The organism is Streptomyces sp. NPDC007164, assembly GCF_040634135.1.
Lineage (GTDB): Bacteria > Actinomycetota > Actinomycetes > Streptomycetales > Streptomycetaceae > Streptomyces > Streptomyces sanglieri.
In genome coordinates this window covers 124643-150494 of record NZ_JBEYFB010000012.1, presented here as the reverse complement: position 1 = coordinate 150494, position 25852 = coordinate 124643, and the positions used below count along the sequence as shown (strand labels likewise).

Annotated in this window: 22 protein-coding genes, 1 other RNA gene and 2 pseudogenes; 15 read left to right on the top strand and 10 right to left on the bottom strand. The window is 72.3% G+C overall.

What is annotated here, in order from left to right:
* Positions 1-1362 carry an ABC transporter substrate-binding protein gene (locus tag ABZ622_RS18200; protein WP_360544206.1) on the bottom strand — a complete coding sequence of 454 codons (1362 nt, stop codon included), beginning with the start codon at positions 1360-1362 and terminating at the stop codon, positions 1-3.
* A 141-nt stretch (positions 1363-1503) separates the two neighbouring features.
* Positions 1504-5139, bottom strand: a complete 3636-nt coding sequence (locus ABZ622_RS18195; RefSeq protein WP_360544204.1) for an FHA domain-containing protein — start codon at positions 5137-5139, stop codon at positions 1504-1506.
* Between the two features lie 533 nt (positions 5140-5672).
* Between ABZ622_RS18195 and ABZ622_RS18190 the strand changes: the two genes are divergently transcribed.
* The 4 genes from ABZ622_RS18190 (at position 5673) to ABZ622_RS18175 (ending at position 11310) form a co-directional block, all read left to right on the top strand.
* Entirely contained in the window at positions 5673-7346 is a 1674-nt protein-coding gene (locus ABZ622_RS18190) for a serine/threonine-protein kinase (RefSeq protein ID WP_360544202.1), read from the top strand.
* A 181-nt stretch (positions 7347-7527) separates the two neighbouring features.
* The gene (locus ABZ622_RS18185; RefSeq protein ID WP_360544200.1) at positions 7528-8766 is read left to right on the top strand and encodes a serine/threonine-protein kinase; all 1239 of its coding nucleotides are present in this window, start codon (positions 7528-7530) and stop codon (positions 8764-8766) included.
* 128 nt (positions 8767-8894) lie between these two features.
* Positions 8895-10001 carry a peptide chain release factor 2 gene (prfB, locus tag ABZ622_RS18180; protein WP_360544198.1) on the top strand — a complete coding sequence of 369 codons (1107 nt, stop codon included), beginning with the start codon at positions 8895-8897 and terminating at the stop codon, positions 9999-10001.
* 379 nt (positions 10002-10380) lie between these two features.
* A complete protein-coding gene (locus ABZ622_RS18175) occupies positions 10381-11310 on the top strand; it encodes a hypothetical protein (protein WP_360544196.1) in 930 nt (309 codons plus the stop codon).
* 142 nt (positions 11311-11452) lie between these two features.
* Here ABZ622_RS18175 and ABZ622_RS18170 read toward each other — a convergent pair whose 3' ends face one another.
* On the bottom strand, positions 11453-11653 hold the full coding sequence (locus ABZ622_RS18170; RefSeq protein WP_124723232.1) for a hypothetical protein: 201 nt from the start codon (positions 11651-11653) through the stop codon (positions 11453-11455).
* A gap of 272 nt (positions 11654-11925) precedes the next feature.
* Here ABZ622_RS18170 and ftsE point away from each other — a divergent pair, with 272 nt between their 5' ends.
* From ftsE to ssrA, 5 genes are all read left to right on the top strand, one after another.
* Positions 11926-12615, top strand: a complete 690-nt coding sequence (ftsE, locus tag ABZ622_RS18165; RefSeq protein ID WP_266746501.1) for a cell division ATP-binding protein FtsE — start codon at positions 11926-11928, stop codon at positions 12613-12615.
* A gap of 23 nt (positions 12616-12638) precedes the next feature.
* Entirely contained in the window at positions 12639-13556 is a 918-nt protein-coding gene (gene ftsX / locus ABZ622_RS18160) for a permease-like cell division protein FtsX (protein ID WP_360544193.1), read from the top strand.
* A 67-nt stretch (positions 13557-13623) separates the two neighbouring features.
* Complete coding sequence (locus ABZ622_RS18155; RefSeq protein ID WP_360544191.1) at positions 13624-14829, top strand: S41 family peptidase; 1206 nt, start codon at positions 13624-13626, stop codon at positions 14827-14829.
* Between the two features lie 18 nt (positions 14830-14847).
* Entirely contained in the window at positions 14848-15336 is a 489-nt protein-coding gene (smpB, locus tag ABZ622_RS18150; protein ID WP_360544189.1) for an SsrA-binding protein SmpB, read from the top strand.
* Positions 15337-15444: 108 nt separating this feature from the next.
* Positions 15445-15814, top strand: a transfer-messenger RNA (tmRNA) gene (gene ssrA, locus ABZ622_RS18145).
* Positions 15815-16104: 290 nt separating this feature from the next.
* On the opposite strand, the pseudogene ABZ622_RS18140 reads toward ssrA, so the two are convergent.
* Positions 16105-16386 (bottom strand): annotated as a pseudogene (locus ABZ622_RS18140) (GNAT family N-acetyltransferase); the annotation flags it as partial.
* Positions 16387-16483: 97 nt separating this feature from the next.
* Positions 16484-16813 (bottom strand): lasso peptide biosynthesis B2 protein, encoded by a 330-nt coding sequence (locus ABZ622_RS18135; protein ID WP_360544187.1) that lies wholly within the window; start codon positions 16811-16813, stop codon positions 16484-16486.
* On the opposite strand from ABZ622_RS18135, the pseudogene ABZ622_RS18130 reads away from it, so the two are divergent.
* A pseudogene (locus ABZ622_RS18130) lies at positions 16803-17138 on the top strand (TrmO family methyltransferase); the annotation flags it as partial. The gene ABZ622_RS18135 and the pseudogene ABZ622_RS18130 overlap by 11 nt on opposite strands.
* A 195-nt stretch (positions 17139-17333) precedes the next feature.
* Here ABZ622_RS18130 and ABZ622_RS18125 read toward each other — a convergent pair.
* Complete coding sequence (locus ABZ622_RS18125; RefSeq protein WP_360544185.1) at positions 17334-18608, bottom strand: MFS transporter; 1275 nt, start codon at positions 18606-18608, stop codon at positions 17334-17336.
* 82 nt (positions 18609-18690) lie between these two features.
* Here ABZ622_RS18125 and ABZ622_RS18120 point away from each other — a divergent pair, with 82 nt between their 5' ends.
* From ABZ622_RS18120 to ABZ622_RS18110, 3 genes are all read left to right on the top strand, one after another.
* Entirely contained in the window at positions 18691-19701 is a 1011-nt protein-coding gene (locus ABZ622_RS18120; RefSeq protein ID WP_360544183.1) for a LysR family transcriptional regulator, read from the top strand.
* A 175-nt stretch (positions 19702-19876) separates the two neighbouring features.
* Complete coding sequence (locus ABZ622_RS18115; protein ID WP_360544181.1) at positions 19877-21073, top strand: uroporphyrinogen-III synthase; 1197 nt, start codon at positions 19877-19879, stop codon at positions 21071-21073.
* Between the two features lie 137 nt (positions 21074-21210).
* On the top strand, positions 21211-21591 hold the full coding sequence (locus ABZ622_RS18110; protein ID WP_360544179.1) for a DUF4259 domain-containing protein: 381 nt from the start codon (positions 21211-21213) through the stop codon (positions 21589-21591).
* A 297-nt stretch (positions 21592-21888) separates the two neighbouring features.
* On the opposite strand, the gene ABZ622_RS18105 is transcribed toward ABZ622_RS18110, so the two are convergent.
* Genes ABZ622_RS18105 through ABZ622_RS18095 form a run of 3 tightly spaced genes read right to left on the bottom strand, consistent with a single transcriptional unit; the run spans position 21889 to position 23696 of the window.
* Positions 21889-22647, bottom strand: a complete 759-nt coding sequence (locus ABZ622_RS18105; protein WP_360544285.1) for an isocitrate lyase/phosphoenolpyruvate mutase family protein — start codon at positions 22645-22647, stop codon at positions 21889-21891.
* Between the two features lie 5 nt (positions 22648-22652).
* The gene (locus ABZ622_RS18100; RefSeq protein ID WP_360544177.1) at positions 22653-23279 is read right to left on the bottom strand and encodes a hypothetical protein; all 627 of its coding nucleotides are present in this window, start codon (positions 23277-23279) and stop codon (positions 22653-22655) included.
* A 45-nt stretch (positions 23280-23324) separates the two neighbouring features.
* Positions 23325-23696: a hypothetical protein gene (locus ABZ622_RS18095; protein WP_360544175.1), complete on the bottom strand. Its 372-nt coding sequence runs from the start codon at positions 23694-23696 to the stop codon at positions 23325-23327.
* 152 nt (positions 23697-23848) lie between these two features.
* Between ABZ622_RS18095 and ABZ622_RS18090 the strand changes: the two genes are divergently transcribed.
* Positions 23849-24412 (top strand): GNAT family protein, encoded by a 564-nt coding sequence (locus ABZ622_RS18090; RefSeq protein ID WP_360544173.1) that lies wholly within the window; start codon positions 23849-23851, stop codon positions 24410-24412.
* A gap of 29 nt (positions 24413-24441) precedes the next feature.
* On the opposite strand, the gene ABZ622_RS18085 is transcribed toward ABZ622_RS18090, so the two are convergent.
* Positions 24442-24999, bottom strand: coding sequence for a GNAT family N-acetyltransferase (locus ABZ622_RS18085; protein ID WP_360544171.1), 558 nt, complete (start codon positions 24997-24999; stop codon positions 24442-24444).
* Positions 25000-25226: 227 nt separating this feature from the next.
* On the opposite strand from ABZ622_RS18085, the gene ABZ622_RS18080 reads away from it, so the two are divergent.
* The gene (locus ABZ622_RS18080; RefSeq protein WP_360544283.1) at positions 25227-25838 is read left to right on the top strand and encodes a CGNR zinc finger domain-containing protein; all 612 of its coding nucleotides are present in this window, start codon (positions 25227-25229) and stop codon (positions 25836-25838) included.
* Positions 25839-25852: the final 14 nt, after the last annotated feature.

The following is a 25852-nucleotide window of genomic DNA, read 5'->3' as shown; positions in this document are numbered from 1 at the left end:
TCAGCTCTTGTACGCCTTGGCCGCGTCGGACTCGAGCTTCGCTTGAGTCCCCGCGATGTCCTTCGGGTTCTTCAGGAAGTCCTGGAGGGTCTTCCACTCGCCCTTGCCGGGCGTCCCGCCGAACGACTGCGGCGCCTGGTCGGACATGTCGAACCGGACGGAGTCACCGGCCGCGACCAGCGCCTTCGCCATCGTGCGCTGCACCTCGTTGGGGTACGAGGCGGCGTCCAGGCCCTTGTTCGGCGAGATGAACCCGCCCTGCTCGGCCATGATCTGCGCGGCATCGGTCGAGGCCAGCCAGGTCAGCAGCGCCTGGGCGCCCTTGCCGTCCTTCAGCGCCACCGCGGCGTCGCCACCGGTCACGACGGGGGACTCGGCGCCGACCGCCGGGAACGGGAACACCTTGGCGTCGGTCCCGATCTTCGCCTTCGTCTGCGCGATGTTGACGCCCACGAAGTCACCCTCGAAGACCATCGCGGCCTTGGGCTGGTCACCGCCGGTGAAGGTCTGGGTGACCGAGGCCGGGAACTCCGTCTGCAGCGCGCCGTCGGCGCCGCCCGCGATCAGCGACGGCTTGCCGAACAGCTCGGCGAGCGTGGTCAGCGCCGCCTTGACGGACGGGTCCGTCCACTTGATCTTGTGCTGGGCCAGCTGGTCGTACTTCTCCGGACCGGCCTGGGAGAGGTAGATGTTCTCGAACCAGTCGGTGAGGGTCCAGCCGTCCGCGCCACCGACCGAGACCGGGGTGACACCCGAGGCGGAGACCGTCTCGGCGGTCTTCAGGAAGTCCTTCCAGGTCTTCGGCTCGGCCGCGCCCGCGTTCTCGAACGCCTTGGCGTTGTACCAGATCAGGGACTTGTTGGCGGCCTTGAAGTACACGCCATACTGGGTGCCGTCCACCGCGCCCAGGTCCTGCCAGACCTTCGAGTAGTTCTTCGCCAGCTGGGCCTTGGCCTCCGGGCCGACCGGCTTCGCCCACTTCTTCTGCGCGGCCTGCTGGATCGCGCCGACCTGCGGGATCATCGCGACGTCCGGCGGCTGACCTCCCGCGATCTTCGTACCGAGGAAGTTGACGATCGGGTCCTGTGCCGGGACGAAGGTGACCTTCGCGCCCGTGCGGTTCTCGAACTCCTTGAGGACCTTGACGAAGTTGGCCTGTTCGGCACCGGTCCAGACGGCCGCGACCGACAGCTTCTCGCCGTCCAGCTTGGGCAGGTCGACCGACGAGCTCTGTTTGTTGCTCCCCGAGCCCTTGTCCGACTTGTCCTTCCCGCCGCCGTCGTCGCTGCATCCGGTGAGGGCCAGTGCGCCGACAGCGGTGAACACCGCGGCGGCCCTGCTGATCCGAAGGGTTGTGCGCATTGCTTCCCCGTCTCTCACATCGTTGTGTGCGCACAGTCCTACGCCCGGCCATCGGGCGCCGCAATACCGCTTCGCGTGTCAACTCCTTGATCGTGATGGGCTCGTGACGTGATGTCAGTGGATGTCCGGACCCGGTCCCGGTCAGCTGCGGACGGGACCGAGCGGGGCTATCGGCTCGGCGTTCACCGAACGCGCCGCCCACTCCAGAGCACTGGCCAGCAGCGCCAGGTCCGTCGGTCCGTTGCCCAGCTCGCGGACCGGGCGGCGGGTCGGCGGATCGCCCATCCGCTCCCACTCCAGCGGCACGACGGTGGGCCGCAGCGTGGCGGTACGCGGGATGCGCCCGGTCACCCGGCCGCCCTGGAACGGCGTCACCCGCCCGTCCGGATGCCCGAGCCTGCCCCGTCCGGGCGCCGGGTCCTCCGGCGACGGCTGGACCACCGGCGCGTCCAGCACGATCCGCAGCCGGGCCCCGTGGGCCAGGTCGGTGTCCTCCGTGCGCTCCGGGCGGGCCGACGCCGCGACCAGGTGGACGCCGAGTCGGCCGCCCTCCCGCGCCACGGTCTCCAGGGCCCGCACCACCGAACCGGCGGCGGGGCGGCCGGGGCTGCCGAGCGCCGGGGCGACCAGCGCGTCGAAGTCGTCGACCAGGACGACGAGCCGGGGCAGTGGGGAGGGCCCGGGGGCCGAGGACGGCGCGGCGGGGCGCAGCCGGAGCGTCCCGCTCATCGGGGCGTCCACATCACCGCGCTGTTCCGCGCCGGCCGGCGGGCGCTGGCCGACCATCCGCCGGGCCACCTCGTGCCGGTGATGCCATTCGGCGAAGTCGTACGCGCCGAGCAGCTCGGCGCGACGCTTCAGCTCACCGCCCAGCGCCTGCGCGAACTCCCGCATCCGGACCGGATCGGAGGCCACCAGGTGCATGAACGCGTGCGGGAGTTCGGTACAGGGGCCGAGGCCCTCGCCGCGGTCGCCGCCCGCGCCGTCGACCAGCAGGATGCCCAGCAGGTCGGGCCGGGCGGCCGCGGCGAGCGAGGCGGCGACGGCCCGCAGCAACTCCGTGCGCCCGCTGCCGGCCGGTCCCTCGATGAGGAGGTGCGGGCCCTCCTCCGCCAGATCCACGCTGACCGCGCCCCGGGGCCCGGCCCCGAGCACCACCACGGGCCGCCCGACCGGGGCGGTGCCTTCGGCGGTGGCGGTGGCGGGTGTGCCGGTGTCCGGCTCGGCGCCCGCGGTGGCCTCCGCGGCGGGGCGCCCGGCGGTGGCGGTGCTCTCGGCGCCTCGCGCGGCGATCCGGGGGGTGTCGCTGCCGCGCGGCCCGCTGACCCGGTTCGAGCCGCGCCCGGATCCGGCGGAACGCAGACCGCCGGTCCCCTGGACGTCACCGCCCCAGGAGCCGGTCCCGGTCCCGGGAACGGTCCGCGAGCTCGGGGTGTCCCCGGGCGCGCCGCCGTAACGCTGCCCGCCGACCCGGGGCGCGGAGCCGCCGGGATACGGGGTGCGGCCGGAGTCCGGATACGGGGTGCGGCCGGAACCGTGGGCGTCGTCGGGGGCGAAGGGGCGGGCCGGGGTGCCGATGTGTGTGGCGTTCTCACTGCCGGGGTACGGGGTGCGGCCCGAGCCCGGGGCGTATCCGCCCGTGCCGTCGGGGCCGGGCCCGCCGCCCGGCCGCTGGGCGGCGACCCGGGGGCCCGCGCCGCGCGGATACTCCGTACGGCCCGAGCCGGGGCTGTCCGTATCGCCGCCGCCGTCCGTGCCGCCGCCCGCCGGTCCGCCCGTCCAGCGGCCCGAACCGCGCACCGTGGCACCGGGCTGGTCGTCCGCCGTGGAGGCCCAGCGGGCCATCAGGGAGGCCGGGGTGGCACGGGCCAGGCCCAGCTCGTCCAGCAGCCGGGCGGTGGAGGGCACCGCCACCGCCGTCGGCCGGCCGTGGGCGGTGGCGGCGCCCTCCGTACGCAACGGGGCCAGCGCCCGGCCGAACCGCTCGGCCCAGTGCGCCGACACCGCGTCCACCGCGGCTACCGTGCCCCGGCCCGCGGCCCGGCCGTCCGCCGTCCGCAGCAGCCGCAGGGCGGTCGCCACATCGCCGCTCAGCATCGCCACCGCCCCGCACTCGCGGAACGCGATCGAGGCGTGGCAGGCGGCCTCGTACGTCGCCGCGACCGGCGAGGTGGGGGTGGCGGCCGGTGTCTCGGCCAGACAGATCAGATGGACGCCCGCCGCTCCACCAGCGGCGGCAAGCCGGGCGGTGTTCTCGCGCAGCGCCGCCGAGCCGGGGTCGCCGTCGACGATCACCACGGTGTACGGCCCGGTGTACCGCTGCGCGGCCTCGGCGATCGTGGCGCGGTCCTGGCTCGCCCAGCCGGGCCCGAGCAGCCCGTCGTCCAGCCGGCGCACCAGCTCCGTCGTACGGGCGGTGGCCTGCTCGCGGTCGTACGCCAGGAGCAGCCGGCACTCCTGACCGTGCATCGGCCGCAGATGGGGCAGCCAGCCGAGCCAGGCCCACTCGCGGCGGCGCTCCTCCGTGCTCCGGGCGCGGTCCGTGCTGATCAGCACGATCTCCAGATCGGCGGGGGAGTGCAGCGCGGCGAGCTGGGCCACCGTCGAACGGGCGAGCCCGGCCAGCCTGGTCCGCGGCCCGGCGAGCCCGAGCGAACCGGCCTCCCGCAGCCCCACCGTGACCGGCACGGCGGGCAGCTCTGCCCGGTCGGTCGTCCCCAGCCGCACCACGAGCGCCTCGGGGTGGGTGGCGCCGCGCTCCCACAGCCGGGGGCCGGGGCCGAGCGCGGTCAGCAGCACGGCCGCCGGGTCGGGCCAGACGCTCTGCGCGGCGGGCCCCGGGGACGCCGCCCGGCCGGCCGGGAACACCGGCTCGGCCGTGCCCGCCCCGTCGGGTGTCGCCTCGTGGACGGGCTCGCCCTTGTTGCCCGCGAGCCGGCGGGCCCAGGCGCCTATCCCGCCCCGCCGGGGCGGCTCGTCGCCCGGTGCGGGCCGCGCCGCGCCGGGGCGCCCGTCGTCACCGTCCCCGTCGCCGTACGCGTGACCGGGGCCGGGGGAGGGCGGCGGGGCGTACCCGTGGCCGGAGCCGTGCTCCTCGGGGGCGCGCCCGTCGGCACCGGCCGCGGCCGTCGTGCCGGACACCCGCAGATGGCCCTCGCCGTCCGGCGCCGTGGCCAGCGCGGGCTCGGGGGCGCCCGGGGTCAGCCGGAGCGTGGACTCGCCGAGCCGCAGCAGCGCACCGGGCTTCAGCCGGACCGGGCGGTCGCGGACCTCCGCGCCGTCCAGCAGGGTGCCGTTGGTGGAGCCGAGGTCCGCCACCGAGACCAGGCCGTCGGCGGAGACCGTCACCGCGCAGTGCAGCCGGGACACATCGGGGTCGTCGAGCGGCACGTCCGCGTCGGCGGAGCGGCCGATCCGGATCCTGCCGCCGTGCAGCAGATGGACCCCGCCCGCGTCCGGCCCCGCGACCACGTGCAGCCGCGCCGGAACGGCGTCGTCCACCGCCTCGTCCTCGCCCGGGACCTGGAGCGAGAGCACCGCCCCGTCCACCAGCGGTGGCTCACCCAGGGCGCACCGCTGCGCGTCGAGCCGCTCGCGCCCGGCGAACAGCACCACCGCGCCGCTGCCGAGCGAGCCGTCGGGCCCCAGGACCGCAGCGGCCAGGTTGGACGCCACGGTGGCGAGCGCCGTCCCCGACGGGGCGGTGACCAGCACGTCGCACGCGCGCGCCGGGGTCTGGCCGCTGCGCGGCGCGAGGACGGTCAGCCGGATCTGCATCGCCGTCAGCGGTCCCTTCTGCGCGGGGCGCCGGGCAGGGGAAACGCCCTGTGATTCCCCCCACCCGACACGGACGCGTCGTCCGGTACAGGTTCGTCACGGCTCGCAGGGCTCCCGACCCCACAGTCCGTGCTGGAGGCATCCTCGCACCTGCCACTGACAACACGCCCGGCGGTCACCGCTAAGTGATCATGAAACGTCGGCTGTGCGCCCATAAGTGCCTGCTTGGAACACTGTCCGCGGTGACGGAACCGCTCCGGAAGAGCCGTCCGGGACGGACGGTCGTACACAGGTGCGGCAACCATCCGCCCGATGTGAGCGTCTTGTTCCACAACCGACCGGTACCGCCTCGGGGCGGTACCGACCGCGGTGGGCGGGAGCGCGCCGCCGGACGGCACCCGGCGGTCTTCCGGGCGGCAACGGCGGTCTTCCGGACGACCACGGCAGTTTGACGACAGGCCCTAGAGTTGGGCCGGAACTCCCGGCGGATCCGGGAACCCCGTAAGCACCACGATCTGCAGGGAGCGCATGACGTGCGGCCGGTAGGCAGCAAGTACCTCCTGGAGGAGCCGCTCGGACGCGGCGCCACGGGCACCGTCTGGCGTGCCCGACAGCGGGAGACCGCGGGCGCCGAGGCGGCCGTCGCCGGCGAGCCCGGCGAGACCGTGGCGATCAAGGTCCTGAAGGAGGAGCTCGCCAACGACGCGGACGTCGTGATGCGGTTCCTGCGCGAGCGCTCCGTGCTGCTGCGGCTCACCCACGAGAACATCGTGCGCACCCGTGACCTGGTCGTCGAGGGCGACCTCCTCGCCCTCGTCATGGACCTGATCGACGGCCCCGACCTGCACCGCTACCTCCGTGAGAACGGCCCGCTCACCCCGGTGGCCGCCGCGCTGCTCACCGCGCAGATCGCGGACGCGCTCGCCGCCAGCCACGCCGACGGCGTCGTGCACCGCGACCTGAAGCCGGCCAACGTCCTGCTCGACGAGCGCGACGGCCAGATGCACCCGATGCTCACCGACTTCGGCATCGCCCGCCTGGCCGACTCCCCGGGGCTCACCCGCACCCATGAGTTCGTCGGCACCCCCGCCTATGTGGCGCCCGAGTCCGCCGAGGGCCGCCCGCAGACCTCCGCCGTCGACATCTACGGCGCGGGCATCCTGCTCTACGAGCTGGTCACCGGCCGTCCGCCGTTCGCCGGCGGCACCGCCCTCGAAGTGCTGCACCGCCACCTCAGCGAGGAGCCCCGCCGCCCCTCCACCGTCCCGGCCCCGCTGTGGACGGTGATAGAGCGCTGCCTGAGCAAGGACCCCGACCGGCGGCCCAGCGCCGAGAACCTGGCCCGCGGCCTGCGTACCGTCGCGGCCGGCATCGGCGTGCACGCCAGTTCCGCCCAGATCGCCGCGGCCGACGGCGTGGGCGCCCTGCTCGCCCCCGACCCGGCGCCCGCCGCCGTTCCGGAGACCCCCGGCGCGGCGGACCCGACGCAGGTGCTGCCGAGCAACGCCGGCTCGTACGACCCGAACGCCGCCACCAGCGTCATGCAGCACGCCCCCGGCCCGGGTGGCCACGCCGACCCGACCTCGGTCATGCCGCCCGTGCCGCCGCGCCCGGACGGCCCTCCGGAGCCCGACGGTCCACACCCCTGGCAGTCCCAGCTCCAGGCGGCCCGCGACCGCAACGAGCAGACCCAGGTCCAGTACCTCGACCCGGGCCAGGACCCGCTGCGCCGCCGCCCCCAGCGCCCGCAGCCCCAGCAACAGCAGCCTCAGCGCAGGCAGCAGCATCAGCAGCCCCCGCAGCATCAGCAATACCAGCAGCCGCCGCAGCAGCAGTACCCCCAGCACCGGCAGCAGCAGTACCAGCCGCAGCCTCAGCCCCAACAGCAGCCCCAGCGGCAGCAGTACGCGCCCCCGCAGCAGCCGGCGCCCCAGCCGCCGGCCCCGCGTCAGCCCCGCGAGCCGAGGCAGCGCAGCGCCAACCCGATGAGGATCCCCGGCCTCGGCTGCCTCAAGGGCTGCCTGTTCACCCTGGTGCTGCTGTTCGTCGCGGGCTGGCTGATCTGGGAACTGACCCCGCTGCAGGACTGGATCGGCCAGGGCAAGAGCTACTGGCAGGCCATCAGCGACACCGTCTCCACCGTCACGGACTGGATCTCGGAACTGGGCGGCGGCAGCGACAGCAGCAGCGGCAACACCGGCCCCTGAGTGGCCGCAACACCATCAATTCTGTAGCTATATCGACTTCCGCGGGCCAGTTTCCACCGCATATCGCCCGCGGAAGTGAAGGTTGGCACCATCCCGGGCACTCAACCCCCCGGCCGACGCGTAACTTTGTCGACCGGGGGTCATGAGCGACGGTCCATCGCCAGCCGCTGAGGGAGCAGTCTTGGCACGGAATATCGGCAGCCGGTACACCGCACACCAGATCCTGGGGCGCGGCAGCGCCGGCACGGTCTGGCTCGGCGAGGGGCCAGAGGGCCCGGTGGCCATCAAACTGCTCCGCGAGGACCTAGCGTCCGACCAGGAACTCGTGGGCCGCTTCGTCCAGGAGCGCACCGCCCTGCTCGGACTCGATCATCCGCACGTCGTCGCCGTCCGCGACCTCGTGGTGGACGGCAACGACCTGGCGCTGGTCATGGACCTGGTACGCGGCACCGACCTGCGCACCCGCCTGGACCGCGAACGCCGCCTCGCGCCCGAGGCCGCCGTGGCGATCATCGCGGACGTCGCCGACGGCCTGGCCGCCGCGCACGCCGCCGGTGTGGTCCACCGCGACGTCAAGCCGGAGAACATCCTGCTCGACATGGAGGGCCCGCTCGGCCCCGGCAACTCGCACCCGGCGCTGCTCACCGACTTCGGCGTGGCCAAGCTGATCGACACCCCCCGCCGCACCAAGGCCACCAAGATCATCGGCACGCCGGACTACCTGGCACCCGAGATAGTCGAGGGGCTGCCGCCACGCGCCGCCGTCGACATCTACGCCCTCGCGACGGTGCTGTACGAACTGCTCGCCGGCTTCACGCCCTTCGGCGGCGGACACCCCGGCGCCGTACTGCGCCGGCACGTCACGGAGACAGTCGTACCGCTCCCCGGCATCCCCGACGAACTCTGGCAGCTCCTGGTCCAGTGCCTGGCCAAGGCCCCCGCCTCCCGGCTGCGCGCCTCCGAGCTCGCGGCCCGGCTGCGCGAACAGCTCCCGCACCTGACCGGCATCCCGCCGCTCGACGTGGACGAACCGGACACCGAGCCGGAACCCCCGGCGTACGACGAGCAGCAGTACGCCCCCGCCCCCGAGGAACCCCGCCGCCGGGGCGCGGTCCCGCTGGTTCCCGGCTCGTCCGCCGACGCCAACCGCGACACCCACACGAGCATGCGCGTCCCGGCCCCCGACGAACTCTCCGGCGGCCCCCGCGGCACCGCCAGGGCCCCCCGCTCCCCGGGCACGCCCCGCCCCGGCTCCGCCCGCAACAAGTCCGCCGCCGTCCGCAAGCGCCGCCTCACCCTGGGCGCCGCGGCCCTGGTGCTGCTCGCCGCGCTGGGCGTGGGCGGCTGGCTGGTGCTGAGCGACGACGACGCGGGAGCACCCGCGCAGGAGACGGGGACCTCGACACCGGGCACGCCCTGACCCGGGGGCTTCGCGGGGCCGTTCCCGGCGGCCCCGGAGCGGCCCGCGAGGGCGCCCGGAACCCGGCCGCGAGGTCCTGATCACGCGGTCCGAGGAACGTCCGTGCCGACAGCCGTTACGCTGGACCCGTGGCAGTCGTCGATATTTCCGAAGAGCTGAAGTCCCTCTCCTCGACCATGGGGTCGATCGAGGCCGTCCTGGACCTGGATGCGCTGAGGGCGGACATCGCCGCGCTCGAGGAGCAGGCGGCCGCGCCTTCCCTCTGGGACGACCCCGAGGCGGCGCAGAAGATCACCAGCAAGCTTTCGCACCTCCAGGCCGAGGTCCGCAAGACCGAGGCCCTCCGCGGCCGGATCGACGATCTCGAAGTCCTCTTCGAGCTCGCCCAGGACGAGGGCGACGCCGATGCCCTGGCCGAGGCCGAGTCCGAGCTGGATTCGGTCCGCAAGGCGCTTGAGGAGATGGAGGTCCGTACGCTCCTCTCCGGCGAGTACGACTCCCGCGAGGCCCTGGTCAACATCCGCGCCGAGGCCGGTGGCGTGGACGCGGCCGACTTCGCCGAGAAGCTCCAGCGCATGTACATCCGCTGGGCCGAGCGGCACGGCTACAAGACCGAGGTCTACGAGACGTCGTACGCGGAGGAGGCCGGCATCAAGTCGACCACCTTCGCCGTGCAGGTGCCGTACGCCTACGGCACGCTCTCCGTCGAGCAGGGCACCCACCGGCTCGTCCGGATCTCGCCCTTCGACAACCAGGGCCGCCGCCAGACGTCCTTCGCGGGCGTCGAGGTGCTGCCGGTGGTCGAGCAGACCGACCACATCGAGATCGACGAGTCCGAGCTGCGCGTGGACGTGTACCGCTCGTCGGGCCCCGGCGGCCAGGGCGTCAACACCACGGACTCCGCGGTCCGCCTGACCCACCTCCCGACCGGCATCGTCGTCTCCTGCCAGAACGAGCGCTCGCAGATCCAGAACAAGGCATCCGCGATGAACGTCCTCCAGGCGAAGCTCCTCGAACGCCGACGCCAGGAGGAGCAGGCCAAGATGGACGCCCTCAAGGGCGACGGCGGCAACTCCTGGGGCAACCAGATGCGGTCGTACGTCCTGCACCCGTACCAGATGGTCAAGGACCTGCGTACGGAGTTCGAGATGGGTAACCCGGAAGCGGTCTTCAACGGCGAGATCGACGGCTTCCTGGAGGCGGGCATCCGCTGGCGCAAGCAGCGGGAGAAGTAGGGGCATCAAGCGTTCACGGCGGTGTCGGAAGCCTTACGGGGTTTCCGGCACCGCCGTTTTCGTCGGCCGAACGCGGCCGTTCCCGAAGGGGATTCGGGGTTCCGCGTTGCGTGGGTGCCGTGGTGAGTGCGTCACAGTCGTGACTCCGAATGAAGGCCAACTGGGAGCAAACCAGTGCATATTGCACGGAACGGCCTTGACGTAGTCCTTAACTGTGGACAGGGTGCTAGGGCAGCATGCGTATGTCTGGGACGGGTGTGAACGGGGGCGGGCGGCATGACCACGGCTCCATGTGGCGCTGTTCGGAGCGAACCCCGCAGAGCCGGGGCCCGCATATGGCTGCTCCACTGACGAGAACAGCTACTGGGGGTAGCAGCACATGACGAAGAAGACGCGACTGCGCGTCGCGCGGATCGCCGCGGGTGCGGTCATCGCCGCGGGCGCCTCGCTCACTGCCGCCGGTGCGGCTTCGGCCGTCGGCATCGGTGTCGACCTCGGTGGTATCTCCGCGAAGGCGGAGGCCGACGAGGGCGGCCTGGGCATCGACGCCGACATCAACTCTCCTGCGGGCGAGTCCGGCGGCGGTGACGTGGGCGGCGGTGTCGACGCGGGCACGGACGCCGGTACGGACGCGGGCACGGATGCCGGTACCGATGCGGGTACGGACGCCGGTACAGACGCCGGGACCGACGCGGGCACGGACGCCGGGACCGACGCCGGTACCGATGCGGGTACGGACGCCGGGACCGACGCCGGTACGGACGCGGGTACGGACGCCGGTACCGATGCGGGTACGGACGCCGGTACCGATGCGGGTACGGACGCCGGGACCGACGCGGGCACGGACGCCGGCAGCGACAACGGCGGCAACGGCAACAACGGCGGCAACGGCAACGGTGGCAACGGCAACGGTGGCAACCAGGCCGGCGGCAACGGCAACGGTGGCCACCAGTCCGGCGGCAACGGCAACAACGGTGGCAACGGCAACGGGGGCAACGGTTCCTCCGGCACCTCCGGCAACGGCGGCACGGACAACGGCGGCACCACCGGTAACGGCGGCACCACCGGCTCCGCCACCGGCGGCGACGACGCCTGCACCGTAGACCTCGACGGCGCGAACTGCGCGGACAACACCACTCCCGACTCCGCCGGCAACCAGCCGGTCGAGCAGGGCAAGGGCAAGGACGAGCTCGCCGAGACCGGTGCCGCCGAGACCACGTTCCTGCTGGTCGGCGCCGCGACGATGATCGCCGGAGGCATCGGCTTCCGGGTCATGCCGCGCCTGATGAACGGCCGTACGGTCGCCTGAGGGTCACCTGCGGTAGCCGTACGGTCGCCTGAGGGTCACCTGCGGTAACAGAGAGACACAGAGGGGCCCGGGACGCCGATCGGCATCCCGGGCCCCTCCACGTACACGTCCCGACGCCTGTGGGCGACCGGGTGGAGCGCGGCTACACGCTCTGGTGCGCCAGCAGCGCCAGCGCGCCCAGCAGCACCACCAGCAGGGCCACCAGCATCACCGGGTTCAGCCCGGCGAACATTCCCTGCTCCTGTTCCTGCTGCAGCCGCGCACGGCTCGCCCGGCACACGGGGCAGCGGCCCTCGTTGACGGGCGCCGCGCAGTTCGCGCACACCAGTCGGTCATAGGTCATGCGCTTTCCTCCTCCCGCGCGGCGGAGCCGCATACGACGCCTTCTCTCCGCACAACGCTCACGGAAACGCAACCGTTCCCCCTACCACTGTGCCAGCTCGCGCGGATTTCGGCGCGGCCCGCCGGACATCGCCCGATCCGTCGTGCTTCCGACCCGCTCACGGTCGGTACCGTTCCGCCATAAAACGCCCATCCCCGGACGCGCGCCTGCACGCCTCAGCCCGGGTCGCGTATGGTCACGCACACCTACTCCCGGCCGACCGTGGTGCATCCGTGATCCGATTCGACAACGTCTCCAAGACCTACCCGAAGCAGAGCCGTCCCGCTCTACGGGATGTGTCTCTCGATATCGAGAAGGGCGAGTTCGTCTTCCTGGTGGGCTCATCCGGCTCCGGCAAGTCCACCTTCATGCGACTCATCCTCCGTGAGGAGCGCGCCAGCCAGGGCATGGTCCACGTCCTGGGCAAGGACCTCGCGCGCCTGTCCAACTGGAAGGTGCCGCACATGCGCCGCCAGCTGGGCACCGTGTTCCAGGACTTCAGGCTCCTGCCCAACAAGACCGTTGCGGAGAACGTGGCGTTCGCCCAGGAGGTCATCGGAAAGCCGCGCGGTGAGATCCGCAAGGCGGTGCCCCAGGTTCTCGACCTGGTCGGCCTCGGCGGCAAGGAGGACCGGAGGCCCGGTGAGCTCTCCGGTGGTGAGCAGCAGCGCGTGGCGATCGCGCGGGCGTTCGTGAACCGCCCCATGCTGCTGATCGCGGACGAGCCGACCGGCAACCTCGACCCGCAGACCTCCGTCGGCATCATGAAGCTGCTGGACCGGATCAACCGGACCGGCACCACCGTGATCATGGCGACCCACGACCAGAACATCGTCGACCAGATGCGCAAGCGCGTGATCGAGCTGGAGCAGGGCCGTCTCGTACGCGACCAGGCCCGCGGCGTCTACGGCTACCAGCACTGAGCATCGAGCACTGAAAGGACGCCATGCGCGCCCAGTTCGTCCTGTCGGAGATCGGCGTCGGCCTCCGTCGCAACCTCACGATGACCTTCGCCGTCGTCGTCTCCGTCGCCCTCTCGCTCGCCCTGTTCGGCGGCGCGCTGCTCATGCGCGAGCAGGTCAGCACGATGAAGGACTACTGGTACGACAAGGTCAACGTCTCGATCTTCCTGTGCAGCAAGAGTGATGTGACCTCGACGCCCAAGTGCGCCAAGGGTGCTGTCACCAAGGAGCAGCGGGAGCAGATCGAGCGCGACCTCAACAATCTGGACGTCGTCGACACGGTCACGCACGAGACGGCCGACGAGGCGTTCGAGCACTACCAGGACCAGTTCGGCGATTCGCCCATGGCGAGCAACATCACGCCGGACCAGATGCAGGAGTCGTTCCGGGTCAAGCTCCACGACCCGACGAAGTACAAGGTCGTCGCCACGGCCTTCGCCGGCCGTGACGGGGTGCAGTCCGTCCAGGACCAGAGAAGCATCCTGGACAACCTCTTCCAGCTGATGAACGGCATGAATGTGGCCGCCCTCTTCGTGATGGCGCTGATGCTGGTGATCGCGCTGATGCTGATCGTGAACACCGTCCGGGTGTCCGCGTTCAGCCGACGGCGGGAGACCGGCATCATGCGGCTGGTCGGGGCCTCCGGCTTCTACATCCAGATGCCGTTCATCATGGAGGCCGCGTTCGCCGGGCTCATCGGTGGTGTCCTGGCCTGCGTGATGCTGCTGGCGGGCCGGTACTTCCTGATCGACGGCGGCCTGGCGCTCCAGAGCAAGCTGAATCTGATCGACTTCATCGGCTGGGACGCGGTCTTCACCAAGCTGCCCCTGGTCCTGGCGATCGGCCTGCTGATGCCCGCCGTTGCCGCGCTCTTCGCGCTCCGCAAGTACCTCAAGGTGTGACAAGCGCCCCCTGGGCGCGCGGCCAACCGGCCGTGCGCCCAGGGGGCGTTGTCCTAGACTCGGCGCCATGTCGGGCCCCACGCAGTGTTTCGGGCCCCGCGGCGTGCGCCGCGGGGCGGCTCTGACATTGGTTTTCGCCGGTGTGCTGGCCACCGGGGCGGTCACCGGCTCGCTGCCGCGCGGCAGCGCGAAGTCCGAGTCCTTCGCGAGCCGTTCCGTGGCCTCCACCGTCGACCGCGACGAGGTGGCCGACGCCGCCGCCCGGGCCGTGGCCGACGGCAAGTCCGGCAAGGAGGCGGCCGAGGCGGTCGTCAGCCGCAGCGGCGACCGCTGGGGCGCGGTGTACGACGAGCGGCAGTACGAGGAGTTCGAGCAGGCCCTGGACGGCTCGTACACCGGCGTCGGGATCTCCGCGACGCGCTCCGCCGACGGGCAGGTCGAGGTGGCCCGGGTGCAGCCCGGCAGCCCCGCGGACCGGGCCGGCATCGAGCCCGGCGACCTGCTCCGTACGATCGACGGCCACCGGGTCGACAAGCGCCCCGTCGCCGAGGTCGTCGCCCTGCTGCGCGGAGACCGTACGGAGGCCGCCGAGGGCTCCACCGTCGTCCTGGGCACCGAGCGCGGCGACCGCCGGCGGACCGAGACGCTGCACCGGGCCAGACTCACCACCGAGGCCGTGACCGTGCGACGGCTGGGACCGCCCGGCTCCGCCTCCTCCTCTCCCTCTTCCTCCTCCCCGGCCGTCATGATCGAGGTCGACTCGTTCACCAGGGGCTCCGGCGCCAAGGTCCGGGACGCGGTCCGGGGCGCCCCGTCGGACGCCGGAGTGCTGCTCGACCTCCGTGGCAACTCCGGCGGACTGGTCACCGAGGCCGTCACCGCAGCCTCCGCCTTCCTGGACGGCGGCCTGGTCGCCACGTACGACGTGCACGGCGAGCAGCGCGCCCTGTACGCCGAGCCGGGCGGCGACACGGACCGCCCCCTCGTCGTCCTGGTCGACGGCGGCACCATGAGCGCCGCCGAGCTCCTCACCGGCGCACTCCAGGACCGGGGCCGCGCCGTCACCGTCGGTTCACGGACCTTCGGCAAGGGCTCCGTCCAGATGCCGAGCAAGCTCCCGGGCGGCTCGGTGGCCGAGCTGACCGTCGGCCACTACCGCACCCCGGCGGGGCGCAGCGTCGACGAACGCGGCATCACCCCGGACCTCGCGGTCGGCTCCGGGGCCGAGCAGCGGGCCGAGACAGTATTGAGTGGCCTCGGGGGTGGGTCGTAGTGCGAAAATGGCCGCACTATGGCTAAGGAAAAGGACACGGGGCGCAAGCTCATCGCGCAGAACAAGAAGGCGCGCCACGACTACCACATCCTCGACACCTACGAGTGCGGCCTCGTACTCATGGGCACCGAGGTCAAGTCGCTGCGGCTGGGCCGGGCCTCCTTGGTGGACGGCTTCGTCCAGATCGACCGCGGCGAGGCATGGCTGCACAACATCCACGTCCCCGAGTACGTGCAGGGGACCTGGACCAACCACTCGGCGAAGCGGAAGCGCAAGCTGCTGATGCACCGCGCCGAGATCGACAAGCTGGAGTCGAAGTCGGGCGAGACCGGCCACACGATCGTGCCCCTCGCGCTGTACTTCAAGGGCGGCCGGGTCAAGGTCGAGATCGCGCTCGCCAAGGGCAAGAAGGAGTACGACAAGCGCCAGACCCTCCGCGAGAAGCAGGACACGAGGGAGACCAACCGCGCGATCTCCGCGGCGCGCAGGCGCCAGCGGAGCGCGTAGCACCCGGCTCCGCCGGGCGTCGGCAGGAATAGGCTGGCATCGTCCCGCGTTGGTCACGTACGATGGCACTGCACCTCACAGCAGGTGCACGCATTGAAAACAAAACATGGGGATGATCGGTTTCGACAGCGGATGTCGAAGCAGGGGAAGCGTGTCGAGGAAGCGGCAATGATCTCGTAAACCATATGTCGCAACCAATAATCGCCAACACCAAGCGCGATTCCTTCGCCCTCGCTGCCTAAGTAGCGACTTGCGAAGTGTCAGCCCGGGGGTGATCCCGACCCGGATCCTGGCATCATCTAGGGATCTAAACTTCTAGACCCGGTCACGGGGCCTAGAAGGAAATCAAACAGTGGCTGAGCCCGTCGGAGACTTGTTCGCGTGATCTCCGGGGCTGAGAAAAGCGCAGCGAACTGCACACGGAGAAGCCCTGATTCTGCACCGTTGGACGCGGGTTCGATTCCCGCCATCTCCACAATTCCCATGTGAGCCTCTGCCCTGCGAAGTCATTCGCGGGGCAGAGGTTTTTTCGTGCCCGGGCGGGCTCGGCACACGGCCTCCCCGTCGGCTGTATACGGACAGGGCCCCGCTACGGCGCGAACAGCTTCCGTACGGCGGACGGACCGCTGAACTCCGAGGCGACCGCGTCCATGATGATCTCGTCGCAGACCTGCCCGAGTACCCGGACTGGCGCAACGTCCCAGCCTCCCGGAACCCCGCCCTTCCGTAGGCGTTGACTCCCGCGACGTTGGGGGCGAGGACCTTGAGCCACACCATGCGCAGATTCGTCACGTGGAAGGCGTAGTCGAGCGTGAGCCGGGTGGCCTCGCTCCCCAGTCCGCGCCCACGCGCCTCGGAGGCGAGCATGATCACGAACTCGGCCGTCCGTACGCCGTGGTCCGGGAGCAGCGTGCTCACCCCGGCCGGCACCGGACTGCCGCCCGCCAGGCCGTACACCGTGAACCGGATGTTCTCGCCGCGCAACTGGTGGGCCATGCCCTCGGTCCGCGCCTCCAGTGATTCCGGTCCCTGTCGCCCGTAGCCGACCAGAAGCGAGGGGTCCTGCTCCCACCGCCAGTACGTCTCGACGAGGTCAGGTCGGTAGGGGCCGAGGGCGCAGGTGTCGGTGCTGAGCCAGAGGATCGGGTCAGAGCTGGTGATGAGGGTCTCCGATCGTGATGACGGGTGTGTACGACCGCGTCGAGTCGGGTTCCGCGACTGTGGTCCCGTCCCAAGTCTGTACCCAGGCGTGCAGACGCACCGGGTCGGCGGCGACACCGTGACACCAAGTGACGGCGAGCCGTCGGGCAGCGAGGAGGAGGACGGTGGCGGCGGATTCCTCCAGACAGGCCGTACGCCCCGGAAAGCGCCATCCGGCTCGGCGGACGGCCTCGACGGCTCGGACGGCCTGCGGCGCGGTTGCGGGGCGGAGACAAGTTGAAGCGGCGAACCGCACGGCAGTGGTGATGCGTTGCATGGTGGTCGAGGCTTTGGGGCGCGTCGTCGGAGGCCGCACCGAGCCGACCGACGACTACTGGGGCGGCACCCGCGCAATCATCCGTCTGGACAGCCGCTTTCCCGTGGAGGTTACGAAGGGACTGGAAGAGTTCTCCCACCTCGACGTGGTCTTTCGCTTTCATCTGACCGACCCCGCCGATCTCCCCCTCGGCGCCCGCCGTCCCCGGGACAACCCCGACTGGCCCGAAGTCGGCTTCGTCGGCCACCGCAACATGCGCCGCCTCAACTGGCTCGGCGTCTCCCGCTGCCGTCTGGTCGGGGTGGACGGCCTGGATCTCCATGTCGAGGATCTCGATGCCGTGGACGGCACCCCGGTCATCGAAGTGAAGCCCTGGTTCCAGGAGATGGCCCCCGGGGCGAGGTCCGCCAGCCCCGGTGGGTCGCCGACATGCTCGGCGACTACTACGCCCCCACCAGGGACTGAATCCCGTGCACACCGGTCTCGGGCGCCCCTGCGTGCGTCCGGCGGCCGACGCAGGTCACCGCCCCCGGGGAACCCGGACCCCGGCCGCCGCGACGGCCAGTGCCAGGCCCGCCGCGCAGACCGGTACGACGTAGCCCGTCGCCTGTCCCGTGTGCTCGACCATCCAGCCGCCGGTCGCCGAACCCGCCGCGATGCCGCCGAGCAGTGCGGTCACGGCGAGCGTCATGCCCTCGTTCAACTGGCTCTCCGGGGTGAGGCGTTGCACCAGGGTCATCCCGGTCACCATGGTCGGCGCCGTCGCCGCGCCGGCCAGCAGGAGTGCGCCGGCGAGGGCGGGCAGGGAATCGGTCGAGGCGGCGGCGAGGAGCGGGAGCGACATCAGGGCCGTCATTCCGGCCAGGCAGAGCAGCAGGCGGCGCCGGATGTCCGTAGCGGGGCGCAGTGATCCGTAGAGCAGGCCCGCCACGCAGGATCCGGCGGCCTGGAGTGCCAGGATCGCGCCTCCGGCGTGGGCGATCGTGACGACCTCCATCGAGCCGAAGACCGCGCCGGTGGCGAGGAAGGCTGCGAGCAGCGCCGGCATGCCCCGGGTGCGGAGCGGGGAGCCCGCGTGGGTGCGGGGTGCCACGGGGGGTTCGGTGGCGCGCTGGGCGGCGAAGATCAGGACGCCGGTCATCAGCAGGACCGCCCCGACGAGTGTTCCGGCCTCCGGGAAGAGCGCCGCGCAGAGCAGCGCGGCAAGCGCCGGGCCGAGCATGAAGCAGAGTTCGTCGGCGGCCTGTTCGAAGGAGTTCGCCGTGTGCAGGGCGGCCGGGTCGCCCCGGTGCAGATGGGCCCAGCGGGCCCGGGACATCCCGCCCGTGTTGGGGGTGGTGGCGGTCGCCGCGTAGGAGGCGAAGAGGGTCCAGGCCGGGGCGTCGTAGTGCACGCAGAGCAGCAGGGCGAGCGAGCCGAACGCGGCGATCGCGGTGGCGGGCACCGCGACCCTGGCCTGTCCGTACCGGTCGACCAGCCGGGCCGTCCAGGGGGCGACCACCGCCGTGGCCGCGAGGCCGGTCGCGGTGACGGCCCCGGCCAGGGCGTACGAGCCGCGCGACCCGGCGATCATGATGACCGCGCTGACGCTGAACATCCCCATGGGCAGCCGGGCGATGAGATTGCCCACGGTGAAGGCGCGGGCGCCCGGGGTGGCGAGCAGCCTGCGGTACGGGTTGGCGGACGCCCGCCGGGCGGGGGCGGTGCGCGGGGCGATGACCAGCAGGTCACCGGAGACGGCGAGCATGGGGGCGGGGGCGCTCTCGGCGGTGGCGGGGGTTCTCTCGTACGGCATGGGGCAAGCCTCGGGGCGCGTGGTCCCCGGGGTCCAACACCTTCTCCGTGGCGATTGACGCATCTGCGTTGTAAATTCTGGTGTGGCCTTCTCCGATGACGATCCGGGTACCCGGACGCGTACCGCCGACGCCCATACCGACCCCCGGCTGCTCCGTGCCTTCGTCGCGGTGGCCGAGGAGCTGCACTTCACCCGTGCCGCCGCCCGGCTCTACGTCGCCCAGCAGGCGCTGAGCCGCGACATCCGCCGGCTGGAGCGCGAGCTGGGCGCGGAGCTGTTCGTACGGACCACCCGGCAGGTCGCACTCACCGCGGACGGCGAGCGGCTGTTGCCGTACGCGCGGCGGGTACTGGACGCGCACGCCGATCTCGCCGCCGCCTTCGCCGACCCGGTGGCCCGGCCGCTCTTCGTCGACCTCAACACCGACGGCATGGCGGCCTCCCGGATACTCGCCCGCGCCCGCGAACTCGCCCCGGCGTGCGAGCTGATGGCCCGGTTCGAGAGCGGTCTGGCCTGGGCCGCGGACGAGATCCTCGCCGGGCGGCTCGATGTCTCCTTCGGCCGCGCCGCCGGACTCGACCCCGGGGTACGGGCCCGGCTGGGCATACAGCCGGTGCGGTACGAACCGATGGCCGTGCTGCTCCCCGACGACCACCCGCTCGCCGCGCGCGAGACCGTCGCGCTCGATGAACTGGCCGGTGAGACCGTCTACGCGGGCGCCGGGAACACCCGCACGACGGAGTGGACGGACTTCGCCCGGCTGCTCTTCGCCGAGTGGGGCATCGAACTGGCGCCGCCCGCCCCGCTCGCCATAGGAGTGGCCGAATTCCAGCGGGTCATGGCCAAGTCCCGGCACCCGGTGCTCGCGGTCGTCGACTTCCCTCCGATGCCGGGAACCGTGGTGCGTCCGCTGGTCCGGCCGGTGCCGCTCTCGCCGCTCCTGCTGGTCTGGCGCAAGGGGCTGCGCCACCCCGGCCTGGACGCCCTGCGCGAGGCGGCGGCCCGGCTGGGCGCCGAGGAGGGCTGGATGGTGCGGCCGGGCGGCAGCTGGCTCCCCGGGGCCGACGCGGCCCTGATGCTGGAGTCCGGCTGAGCGGGCGCGGTGTGCCCGAGGTATACCTTCGCCGGGCCGGGCACCGGTACGACCACCCGGTGCCGGGTGACGTAACGGGCGGGAAATACGGGTGAACCAGCCCTGTCACGCATCATTGGCAGGCTCGCCCCTCGGCGTCATCGGGCAGCCGCGGGACGAGAGCCGGGAAGACCACATGCACCAGGACGAACAGCACGGGCCCCTCACGGGCTTCACCGTCGGGGTCACCGCCGCACGGCGCGCGGAGGAGTTCGGCGCGCTGCTGGAACGACGCGGCGCCACGGTCCTGCACGCACCCGCCCTGCGGATCGTGCCGCTCGCCGACGACGGCGAACTCCTCGCCGCCACCCGCGACATCGTCGAGTCCGCCCCCGATGTGGTCGTCGCCACCACCGCGGTCGGTTTCCGCGGCTGGATCGAGGCCGCCGGGGAATGGGGGCTGGGCGAGCGGCTGCAGGCGGCCCTGGGCGGCGCCGAGCTGCTGGCCCGCGGCCCCAAGGTCAAGGGCGCCGTCCGCGCCGCCGGGCTGACCGAGACGTGGTCACCCGCCTCCGAGTCCATGGCCGAGGTCCTGGAACGGCTCCTGGACGAGGGCGTGGCGGGCCGCCGCATCGCCCTCCAGCTGCACGGCGAACCCCTCCCCGGCTTCGTCGAGTCGCTGCGCGCCGCGGGCGCCGAGGTCCTCGCCGTACCCGTCTACCGCTGGACGGACCCCGAGGACATCGCCCCGCTCGACCGGCTGCTCGACACCACCCTCGCCCGCGGCCTGGACGCCCTCACCTTCACCAGCGCCCCGGCGGCCGCCTCACTGCTCGGCCGGGCCGAGAAACGCGGGCTGCTCCCGGAACTCCTGAGCGCGCTGCGCGACGACGTCCTCGTGGCCTGCGTCGGACCGGTCACCGCCCTGCCGTTGCAGGCCCGGGGCATCGGCACCGTTCAGCCGGAACGCTTCCGGATCGCCCCGCTCGTCCAGCTGATCTGCCAGGAACTCCCGGCCAGGGCCCCGGCGTTGCCGGTCGCCGGGCACCGGGTCGGGATCCGGGGCCAGGCCGTGATCGTCGACGGCGAGCCGCGCCCGGTGCCACCCGCCGGGATGGCGCTGCTGCACGTCCTGGCCCGTCGGCCGGGCTGGGTGGTGTCCCGCGCCGATCTGCTGCGGGCGCTGCCCGGTGGTGGCACGGACGAGCACGCGGTGGAGACGGCCATGGCGCGGCTGCGTACGGCGCTGGGCGCGCCCCGTCTGATCCAGACGGTCGTCAAGCGCGGATACCGGCTGGCGCTGGACCCGGTGGCGGCGGCGGACGATGGGGCGGGTGACGGGGTGGGTGCCGGGGCGGACGACGGGGTGGACGGTGGTCCGGAGCGGTCATGACCGGGTTGACGGTCCCTTCGGCGGGGTTCGTTGTCAGCGGCGTTGCCCGTGCCGCTCCCCGTGCCGCTGCCTGTGCCGCTGTCAGTGCCGTTTGTTACAACGGAGGCAGGCAGGAAAGGCCAATGGGAGGGGGCTCTGTGGGTACCTGGGGCAGCGGGAATTTCGACAGTGACACGGCCGCGGATCATCTGTCCGGCATTACCGGACGGCTCGTCGCGGAGATCGAGGAGGCGATGGCCGGCGACCCGGTCGGCCTGGAGCCCGACGATTACGACGGCGTCGCCGTGCCGTGCAACGTCGAGCTGCTGTGCCTGATGGCGGAGCAGGGGTACGTCGGCGCGTGCGTGCCGGAGTCTGCGGTGGTCGAGAAGTGGAAGAAGACGTTCATGGACGTGTGGGAGCGGACCATCGACGGCCTGGAGCCCGGGCCGGGGTACAAGGAGGACAGACGCGCGGAGCTGATCCGTACCTTCGACCGGCTGGCGGCATTGGCGGACCGGGAGCACGCCGGGGAGTGACCGAGCGTTTTCCGACCTCGGGCTGAGGCACGGTGAGGGACGAGGGCGGCCTTGACGCATCCGGCGGTGGCGGTGGCTCTGGAGCAGTTCCCGAGCGACGGCCACCGCGAGTCCTGGCTGCTGATTCAGCCCGTCCTCGTCGGGCGGAACGAGTGGTTCGACGCCACGCGCGGCCTCACGGCGAGCCGAGACCTTTCGGGCCCGTTCGGCCTGCTCGCTCTGCCCGGCCTGCCCGGCCTGCCCGGCCTGAAAGTGCCTGGTGATCGACTCCGATGTCCAAGCGGTTCAGCGATCGCGTCAGTGGCTGAGTGCGTCGACCTCCGCATAGCCGGGGATGCCGGCGGGCAGCGGCCCGCCCTCCCGGACCGCGACCGCTGTGGTGACTGTGGCGTTCAGGGCCGCACGGAACAGCAGGGAGCCCGTGCTGACCCGCCGTACGCCCAACTCCGCCAACCGGTCGAGGCCCAGGCCGGGCGAGTGCAGCACATTGACCGGCAGAGGCACGGCCGCAGTCACGGCGGCGATGTCCTCCTCCCTGGCCAGGCCCGGCACGAAGATCCCATCGGCGCCCGCGTCCACGTACCGCCGCACGCGGTCCAGCGTTGCCGGCACCGAAGCATCGACCCCCAGCCAGTAGGTGTCCGTGCGGGCGTTGAGGAAGACCTCGGGCGCGCGGCGCTTCACCGAGCGGATCAGTGCCAACTGCGTCGCGGGGTCGGCCAGGCGGTCGCCGCGTCCGTCCTCCAGATTGATCCCGGCGACTCCGAGTCCGGCCAACTCGGCCACCAGGTCGCCCACTTCACCCGGATCGGCGCTGAAGCCCGCCTCGATGTCGACCGTGACCGGACATGCCAGCCGGACCAGCTTCCCGGCCAGCGCGACGGTCTCGTCGCGGGCCAGTCCCGCGGCGTCGGGCAGGCCGTTGGCCGCGGCCACACCGAGGCTGGTCGTTCCGATGGCGGCGAACCCGGCAGCCGCCAGCGCCGCGGCGGACGCGAAGTCCCAGGCATTGGGCAGCAGCAACGGCCGGTCCGCGTGATGCAACGCGTGGAACACGGTGCTCAACGGGTCCTCGCATCCACCAGGCCGGCCGCGAGGGCGAGCGCGTGCGCACGGCCGGGACATGCATGGGGGCCGATCCCGAAAGGCACTTGCGTGAGACTGACCTCCACGAGCGTGCCGTCCGGCGCCACGCGACGGGTCAGGGGCACCGGCGGACCGGTTCGACCGGCGACCGTGTTCGCCACCAGGGCCTTGGTCGCGTCGCAGGCCTGAACGAGCAGTCCGATCCGGTTGGCCGTGGCTTCGTCGGCGACGCCGCCGCATGCCTCGACCAGCCGGGCGACTGCCCGATCCGCCTCCTCGGTGATCGCGGTGTGCGGTTGGTAGGACTTCGCCACCACAGCGACGTCGTCAGCGACATCCGCGGACAGTCCGAGTGCTTCGGTGAGTACCTCGACCGGTCCGTCCCCCCGCTCGGCTGCCCGCAACCGAAGACTTTCCGGGGCGATGGGCGCCAGTTCGGCGACCGCCAGCGCGCGCCTTCGCCGGTGATCCGCGCCGCTGCTGAAGCGTGCGACGCACGACCTCAGCCAGGCGACGCCGTCCGGTGACGAGCCGTCGTGGTCGGGGACCGGCGGGACAAGGAACTCCGGGTCGGTCAGTATGGCGTGGCTCGTCGAGGGCATGGCGTCAGGCTAGCGGGCACATCCGACATCGCGGCCGGGCGCTCACTACTCGTCGAGTCGCTGGAGGATCTGCGTGAGGTCACCGGAATCGAGCAGGCCGACGAGCACCTGGGTCATGTTGCCGATGCCGGCGTCCCGGACGATCAGGCCGTCGGAGCACCAGAAGTAGCGCCCGCCTAGCTCCTCGCCTGTTCGGGACCACCGCTCCATCAGGCGCTGGACCTCCGCAAGGGTGAACACGGTCGCGCTCCAGCGTGAGTTGTCCGCGGTGAGCCGCACCTCGACATCGACGTTGCAGACGGTGCCCGGATCCTCGCCCGCACCGGGCAGGAACGAGGCCACGAAACGGTCTGTGCGAACGCGGTACCAGGGACCGTCCCAGCCCTGCTCGGCGGTTTCGGCTCCGGGGTTGGTCATCCGGCGAGTATGCCGGGCCGGCCCGGCATACTCGACCGGGTTCTCCGGCAGGCTCCAGCGTCGTGACCAGGAGCCTTGCCCCCGCAGAGGCACCCCGACCGGGTCACCCGGCCGGGCGTCGTGCCGGAATCCTGCCGGGATAGCGTGCGGGGATGAACCTTGACATCCACCGGCTCGACGCGGAGGTACGACTCCGCCCTGTCATCCCGGACGACGCCGCCTCCCTCGCCGTCGCACTGACCCGCAGCCGCGCGTACATGCAGCCCTGGGAGCCCGTGCGGCCCGACTCCTTCTACACCGAGCAGGGGCAGCGGGAGCGGCTGGCCGCGCTGCTCACCGACCGCGAGGCGGGACGGGCGATGTCCTGGGTGCTCGCCGACGAGGAGGACCGCGCGATCGGCGCGTTCAACCTGAACGGCATCGTGCTCGGGCCGTTCCGCAGCGGGACGCTCGGTTACTGGGTCGATGTCGAGCACGCGGGCCGCGGTCTGGCCACGGCCGCCGTGGCGCGGATCTGCGAGCTGGCCAGGGACGAGCTGCACCTGCACCGGGTGGAGGCGGGGACGGTGGTGGACAACTTCGCCTCGCAGCGGGTGCTCGCGAAGTGCGGCTTCGAGCAGTTCGGGACGGCCCCGCGCTACCTCCACATCAACGGCGAGTGGCGCGACCACTGCCTGTTCCAGCGGATCCTGCACGACGGTCCGCCCACGGGCTGAGCGACCGGCCGGGGGCGGTCGGTCGGTCGTCAGAGGGTCCCGGTGCGCAGCCGCGAGTGCCGGTGCCCGTCCGACGGCCACGGCGTCCGCGCCGGAATCACCTCCGCGAAGGCGTACCCGCTCTTCTCCGCGACCCGGCAGGACGCCTCGTTGCTCACCTGGTGCACCAGGTCCAGCCGCATCAGCACGTCCGCTGCGAACGTGTCGAACGCCCAGTCACCGAGGGCCCCGAGCGCCAGGGGCGCGATCCCGCGGCCGCGGGCGGGGGCAGCGGTCCAGTAGCCGATCTCCGCGTTGTCGGAGCCCGGTGCGGGGTGCTTGAGCGCCACATTGCCGACCGGTTCGCTCCCGCGATCGCGGTCCACCACCGCGAAGCTGAAGTAACTGCCGGACTCCCACCCCTCCTGCCGCACCCGCAGCCACCGCTCCGCCGTCGCCTCGTCCGTGACCTGGGACCGCAGCATGGTGCGCATCGCGGGATCGCGGTACGCCTCGATCAGCGCCGGGATGTCCCCGGCCAGCCAGGGCCGGAGGAGGAACGGGCCTGCCGGGAGGGTGGTGACGGGACCGTCGGGATCGTCGTTCATCCGGACACCGTACGGCCGCGCGCACCCGGACTCCGCTGCGGCCCGTACCCCCGGACACTCCGCTGCGGCCCCTACCCCCGGGCACACCGTCGCGGCCCCGGACGCCCACACACACCACCGCGGCCCCGCGTGCGATCGACCCGAGGGGCGGCAGGGGTTCCGGGCGGACGCCGTGAGGGGCACCCTGGGGGAGACCCCACCGGTGACCCCGAGGCGGTGACATGCGCATGGCGGCCGGCAAGAGCTCGTGCGACTGGCGGTTCGACTCAGGTCGGCCCTGCCTGGACCTGGTGGCGACCGGGGTCGGAACCACCGGCGCGTGTGAACTGCTCGACTGCGCCGAGCGGCTCGCCGACTGGCTGCTCGCCGCCGGACTCGTACCGAACGGCACCCACCTCGACGCCGTGGACGAGAGCTGGGTGGTGCGCTTCCGGCAGTTGCGGACCGGCGTCGAACGGCTGCTGACCGCCGAGCTCGGCGGCCGTGGCGCCGGGAGCGCCCTGGAACGGGTCAACGCGCTCGCCGCCGTGGCGCCGCCGGGCCTGCGGGCCGTGCGCGGCAGCGGCGGCAAGCTGGTACGGGCACTGAGCGCCGATCCCGAGTGCGGTGCGCTGCTGGCCGCCGTCGCCCGCGACGCCGTGGAACTCCTCACCGACCCCGTGGCGCGGGCCGGACTGCGCCGCTGCGAGGCCGACAACTGCCGCCGTCTCTACCTGGACACCTCGCGCGGCCGGCGCCGCCGCTGGTGCTCCGGCGAGATCTGCGGGAACCGTGAGCGGGTGGCCCGGCACCGGCGTCGGGTGGCGGCCTCGGCGGTGCCGGACTCGGTTGTTCCGTAGCGAGACCGGTCCGA